This is a genomic window from bacterium, assembly GCA_018812485.1.
GTDB lineage: Bacteria > JAHJDO01 > JAHJDO01 > JAHJDO01 > JAHJDO01 > JAHJDO01.
The window spans coordinates 1-6,469 of sequence record JAHJDO010000080.1; the positions used below are offsets into that span (position 1 = coordinate 1).

A 6,469-nucleotide genomic window follows, 5' to 3' on the forward strand; every position below is an offset into this window, starting at 1 on the left:
AAAAAGGAAGATAGGGGCTTTCATTTCTGTAGAGGGATCAAAGAGGAAAGATTTCTTTGATAATGCAAGATCAATTGTAAAGAATTTTTTTGTTACTATTAATGCAGATTACAAAGAAGATCTTTTCTGTTTCGGAATTGATGAAAAGGATGCTATATTAAAGCAACCAGAATTATTAAAAAATGCCTTCAGGCTAGGAGAAAGACTATGAATGCGCAGATTTTTAGGGAATATGATATTCGAGGATTAGTGAAGGATGACTTAACGCAGGATGTTGTTACAAACATTGGCAAGGCATTTGGCACATATGTGTCTGGGAATAAAAAAATAGCAGTAGGACATGATAACAGACTAAGCTCTAAAAATTTGTCTGATTGGCTGATAACCGGTCTTATATCAACGGGCTGTGATGTTATTAATGTTGGAGAGGGACCAACCCCCATGCTTTACTTTTCAATTCTGCATTATAAGCTAGACGCAGGAATAATGATAACAGGGAGTCATAATCCGATCGAATACAATGGATTTAAAATATCCAAAGGTATCGCTTCAATATATGGCAAGGAAATTCAGAAATTAAGGAAAATTATAGAGTCCAATGATTTTTTAACCGGAGAGGGGACTGTCAAAGAAGAAGATCCCAGACAGACATATTTCCAAATGCTTAAGGAAAAGATAGAGATAAAGAAGAAACTTAAAGTTGTTATTGATGCAGGAAACGGAACAGCTAGTAACATTGCGCCAAGATTGTTTAGAGATCTGGGATGTGAAGTTATTCCCCTTTATTGCGAATCTGACGGCAGTTTCCCAAACCATCTACCGGACCCAACAATAGATGAATACCTAACCGATTTAATAGCAAAGGTAAGAGAGACAAAAGCAGATGTTGGAATTGCATATGACGGGGATGCAGACAGAGTTGGCGCAATTGACAATGAAGGGAATATAATCAGAGGAGATAAGATACTTGCTCTTTACGCGCGGGACATACTCTCAAAAGGAAAAGTAAAGATAATATTTGATGTTAAATGCTCTCAGGCATTGATAGAAGACATTCGGGCACATGGCGGGGAGCCTATAATGTGGAAGACAGGGCATTCACTTATTAAGAAAAAAATGAGAGAAGAACAAGCCCCTCTGGCAGGAGAAATGAGCGGGCACATGTTTTTTGCGGATAATTATTTTGGATATGACGACGGTATATATGCATCAGGAAGACTACTCCAGTTTTTATCTACACAGGATAAATCATTGGCAGATATAGTTAGAGAGATACCGCATTATTTTTCCACGCCTGAAATAAGGGTAAATTGCGCATCTGAAGAAGATAAATTTAAGGTGATGGATAGTGTTGAAAAATATTTCAAATCAAAATATGACACAATTGATATTGATGGAGTAAGGATTTTGTTTAAAGATGGCTGGGGACTGGTAAGAGCATCAAATACACAGCCATTATTAGTATTAAGATTTGAAGCTAAAACTCAAGAAAGGCTTGAAGAGATAAAGAAAATAGTACATGAAAAACTGGATGAATTCTCGTCAATAGACAAAAATTGGTAAAGAAAAATGATGACGATTGAAATCTTGAAGATGTATGTTTCTTTGATGAGTATGGAAATTAATGGAAGGGCACAGATATATGAAAGATGAACACATTCTTGTAACAGGTGGTGCGGGTTTTATTGGGTCTCATCTTGTAAGAAGATTATTAGATGATAACAGGTCTATCATTTGTGTGGATGATTTTAATGATTATTATTCTCCTTTAATAAAGGAAAATAATATTAAACAGTTTCTTAGCCAGAAAAATTTTAAACTATATAGAGTTGACATTCGCGATTTCAATTCTCTAAAGGAAATCTTCTCATCTAATAGAATAAGCAGAGTTGTTCATCTGGCTGCAAGAGCAGGAGTTAGGCCTTCGCTTGAAAACCCGCTACTTTACGAAGAGGTCAATTTGAGAGGAACAATGCACTTATTGGAATTAAGCAAGAATGTCAAGAACTTTATTTTTGCTTCATCTTCTTCTGTATATGGTAATAATAAAAAAATCCCATTTTCTGAACATGACAATGTGGATAAAGCAATTTCTCCATATGCAGCTACTAAGAAGGCTGGAGAAGTTATGTGTCATGTATATCACCATCTTTATAACATACCAATTTCTTGTTTGAGATTTTTTACTGTATATGGTCCATCAGGAAGACCTGACATGGCAACCTATAAATTTACAAAATGGATTGATGAAGGAAAGGAACTTCTAAGATTCGGAGACGGACATTCCAAAAGAGATTACACCTATGTTGATGATATTATTGATGGAGTAATATCTGCTCTAGATAAGCAATTTGAATATGAAATTTTCAATCTTGGCAATTCTCATCCAATAGAATTAAATTATTTCATCAACGTGATAGAAGAAGAACTTGGCAAAAGAGCAAAGATAACAAAACTTCCTAATCAGCCTGGTGATGTGAGTATTACATATGCAGACATCAGTAAATCCAAGAAGATGCTAAATTTCCAGCCCAAAGTTTCTATAGAAAATGGAATCGCAGAATTTGTAAGGTGGTATAAAAGCAGTAAATAATAAGCAATATCCATGAAAAAAACCCTGTTTTGGATTCTGAAATTATGTATTAGTATAGGAATTCTCTGGTATGTTTTCTCAAGGCCAGATATTAGTCCTCATAAAATAGTAGAACATATCAAAAGCCTAGAGTTATCACGCCTTCTTATAGCAATTGGATTGTACATTGTTATTGTTTTCATAGCCTGTTTAAGATGGCAAGAACTTCTCAAAGGGCAGGACATATATCTTCCGTTTTTCAAAACATTAGAACTGAATTTTATTGGACTATTTTTTAATACCTTTATGCCAAGTCTGACGGGTGGAGACGTTGTGAAGGCATATTATGTGTCGAAACATACTGATAAAAGACTTGAAGCAGCGACAACAGTACTTATTGACAGAATTGTTGGCATGTTAGCTCTTCTTACGATAGGTGCAGTTGCAAGTCTCTATGCTATATCAGATCCTCAGATTAGAAAACCTGCAATAAGTATAGTCGTGTTTTTTTTGATGATAACTATTTTATGTATTGTTTTTTTTAACAAGCGCCTTATGAAAAAAATTTCCTTTACTGTAAAAAAGGAAAGGTGGCAAAAAGCTGTTGTTTCTTTAAAGCGTGTGTACTCAGCGTTCTATATTTACAGGTCCAAAAAAGCCTTGCTTGCTGAGGTTTTTCTAATGTCTATCGTTATACAGATTATGTCCATATTGATAAATTACCAGATAGCATTGGGTCTGGGGCTAAATGTTTCAATGAAATATTTCTTTTTGTTTATTCCAATTATTGCAACTATAAGCGTGGTTCCAATCACATTCGCAGGATGGGGACTTGGAGAGAGCATGTATAAATATTTCTTTGGACTTGTTACCGGAGCTTGCGGTTTAGCTGTAACCATGTCAATAATTATAAGACTTATTGTACTCATTTTAAATCTTTTCGGCGGCATATTCTATATATTTCATAAGCCTCCAAAACTTTCTCAAGATGAACAAACCTGAGCTCTAAAAGTGCTAAAATTGACTTTGTGTCTAAAAAAGCATAAAATCATGCCACTTAGCATTATTAAGGAAATTTTAAAATGGTTTTAGCTGGGACTGAGATATCGAAAAGATATGACTCGAAACAAGTAGAAGACAAGTGGTATGCTTTCTGGGAAAAGAATGGATTCTTTCATGCAGAAGCAACTTCTGGTAAGAAATCGTTCTGTATTGTTATTCCTCCGCCAAATGTAACTGGAGTTCTGCACATGGGGCATGCATTAGACGAGACTCTTCAGGATATTCTGGTCAGATGGAAGAGAATGCAGGGGGTTAATGCTCTATGGATACCAGGAACTGACCATGCGGGAATTGCTACACAAAATGTAATAGAGAAAAGACTCGCTCAGGAAGGGCTAACGCGAGACAGTCTTGGTAGAGAAAAATTCCTTAAATATGCATGGAAATGGAAGGAAGAGTATCGCAGTAGAATAATAAGTCAATTGAAAAGATTGGGGACATCATGTGACTGGTCAAGAGAAAGATTTACGATGGACGATGATTATGCAAGGTCTGTAAAGGAAGCCTTTATTAGGTTGTATAAAAATAAATTGCTATATAGGGATAATTATATTGTTAATTGGTGCCCCCGTTGTCAGACAGCAATTTCAGATATAGAGGTAGAGAGAAAGGAATTGAAAGGCAGTCTGTACTACCTTAATTATCCTTTAGAGCAAAGCAATGACCAAATAGTAATTGCTACCACTAGACCAGAAACAATGCTTGGAGATACCGCAATTGCTGTTCACCCTCAAGACAAACGATATAAAAGGTTTATAAAGAAGGTAGTTATATTGCCTATTGTTGGAAGGAAAATTCCTGTTATTTCTGATGAGAGAGTAGATAGCTCATTTGGAACAGGTGCGGTTAAAGTAACGCCAGCTCATGATCCAGTTGATTATGAAATTGGACTTGCGCATAATCTGAAACAAGTCGTTGTCATAGATGAAAAAGGCAGAATGAATAAAAATGCTGGTGTTTATGATGGAATGGACAGATATTCCTGCAGAGAAAAATTAGTGGAAGATCTAAAAAAAGAAGGGTATCTCTTGAAGATAGAAAGTCATCTTCACAATGTAGGGCATTGCTCAAGATGTCATACTGTTGTGGAGCCATTAGTTTCCAAGCAATGGTTTGTTAGTATGAAATCATTAGCTCAACCTGCGATAAAGGCTGTAACCAGCGGTAAGATAAGGTTTTCACCGTCTAGATGGGAAAAGGTTTACTTAAACTGGATGGAGAACATTAAGGACTGGTGTATTTCAAGGCAGATCTGGTGGGGACACGAAATACCAGTTTGGTATTGCAATAATTGTGGAGAAATAATAGTAGACATAGAAAAACCTTTGAAATGCGCCAGATGTGAAAGCATGGATCTGGAGAAGGATTCTGATGTGCTTGATACATGGTTTAGCTCTGCCTTGTGGCCTTTTGCTACAATGGGATGGCCTAACCAAACAAAAGAGTTAGGTCATTTCTATCCTACAACAGTATTGGTTACTGGATATGACATAATATATTTTTGGGTTGCACGTATGATTATGATGGGACTGCAGTTTATGGACAAGATTCCTTTTGAGAGAGTTTATCTTCATGGGATTGTCAGAGATTCTTCAGGAAAGAAAATGAGCAAATCCGCTGGGAATGTAATTGATCCCATAGATCTTGTTAACCAATACGGCGCTGATACATTGCGATTGGCTCTTGCAGACCTCTCAACCTTGGGAGGGCAGGATATTCTGTTGACAACTACAAGAATAGAAGGAGCAAGGAATTTCTGTAATAAATTGTGGAATGCTGGACGTTTTTCAATAACAAATTTAGCAGGGTATAAGAACTTAAATATTGACTTGACTTCTCATAATTTGGCATCAGATGATTGGTTCATCTTAACTAAATTAAATCAAACCATTGTATCTCTAACTGAAAGTCTGGAAAGGTACAAGTTCAATGAAGCTGCGAGTAAAATCTATAACTTCTTCTGGCACGAATTCTGTGATTGGTATCTGGAAATAATAAAGCATAGAATGTCTGAGGAAACAGGTTGCGCTGCAGCTCGAGCAGTACTATTTCACGTGTTGAAGCAAAGTCTTAAGTTATTACATCCTTTCATACCGTTTATCACAGAAGAAATATGGCAGAATCTAAGAAAGACTGTAGATACGGATTTAGATAAAAGTATTATGATATCATCCTGGCCAGAGACAGATTCTAGATATGTTAATTGGGAAGAAACTAACAAAGCAATGCTTAAATATGAGGTTATTAATGTTGGTAGAAATTTGAGAGGGGATTGGAATATTCCTTTATCAGAAGATCTCAATTATATAGTCAAAACGACCAGTATAGAGGAGGAAAAAGCACTGAGTTCAGATAGAATAGGAATGCAAAGATTATTACATGCTACAGATGTGAAAATAGGTTACAATATAAAGGTTAGTTCTCCATTTCCTTCAGATCTTACTAAATCTGGGATAGCGGTATTTTTGTGTTTGGGAGATAAATTCGATTTTGCTTCAGAGAAAAACCGTCTTGAAAAAAAGATTGCTAAATTAGAAGAGGAATTTGAGAAGATAGGCAGAAAGATTGATAATCAAGATTTCTTAGGTAAAGCACCAAAAGATGTTATAAAAAATCAGCACAAAAAAAGGGAAATGATTAGTAAAAATAGGGTAAAATTAATAGAAAACCTGGATAAGGTTAAAAGTTTTTTAGTAGAGTCCTGCAAAATGGGAAATTAAAGAAAGATAGAAGAAGAGAAGTAGAATAAAAAAAGATAAAAATGCACATTGAAAGCAGAAAAAAGGATTTGGAGAGAATTTCAGAAGAAATTGGGCGGATTAAGACATAGTTCGC

At 35.7% G+C, this 6,469-nt stretch carries 5 protein-coding genes; all 5 read left to right on the forward strand.

The window, feature by feature from the left end:
* The coding region (locus KKC91_06280; protein ID MBU0478156.1) for a hypothetical protein at positions 1-211 on the forward strand (211 nt) is incomplete at its 5' end.
* Positions 208-1,563, forward strand: coding sequence for a phosphomannomutase/phosphoglucomutase (locus tag KKC91_06285; protein ID MBU0478157.1), 1,356 nt, complete (start codon positions 208-210; stop codon positions 1,561-1,563). The genes KKC91_06280 and KKC91_06285, both read left to right, overlap by 4 nt.
* 79 nt (positions 1,564-1,642) lie before the next feature.
* Entirely contained in the window at positions 1,643-2,593 is a 951-nt protein-coding gene (locus KKC91_06290; GenBank protein MBU0478158.1) for a GDP-mannose 4,6-dehydratase, read from the forward strand.
* Positions 2,594-2,605: 12 nt separating this feature from the next.
* A complete protein-coding gene (locus tag KKC91_06295) occupies positions 2,606-3,574 on the forward strand; it encodes a flippase-like domain-containing protein (GenBank protein ID MBU0478159.1) in 969 nt (322 codons plus the stop codon).
* A gap of 80 nt (positions 3,575-3,654) precedes the next feature.
* Positions 3,655-6,354: a valine--tRNA ligase gene (locus KKC91_06300; protein MBU0478160.1), complete on the forward strand. Its 2,700-nt coding sequence runs from the start codon at positions 3,655-3,657 to the stop codon at positions 6,352-6,354.
* Positions 6,355-6,469: the final 115 nt, after the last annotated feature.

What these genes read in the sequence shown, in the direction of transcription:
- KKC91_06300 (MBU0478160.1), top strand. Translation starts at nt 3,655, where the DNA reads ATGGTTTTAGCTGGGACTGAGATATCGAAAAGATATGACTCGAAACAA.
- KKC91_06290 (MBU0478158.1), top strand. Translation starts at nt 1,643, where the DNA reads ATGAAAGATGAACACATTCTTGTAACAGGTGGTGCGGGTTTTATTGGG.
- KKC91_06295 (MBU0478159.1), top strand. Translation starts at nt 2,606, where the DNA reads ATGAAAAAAACCCTGTTTTGGATTCTGAAATTATGTATTAGTATAGGA.
- KKC91_06285 (MBU0478157.1), top strand. Translation starts at nt 208, where the DNA reads ATGAATGCGCAGATTTTTAGGGAATATGATATTCGAGGATTAGTGAAG.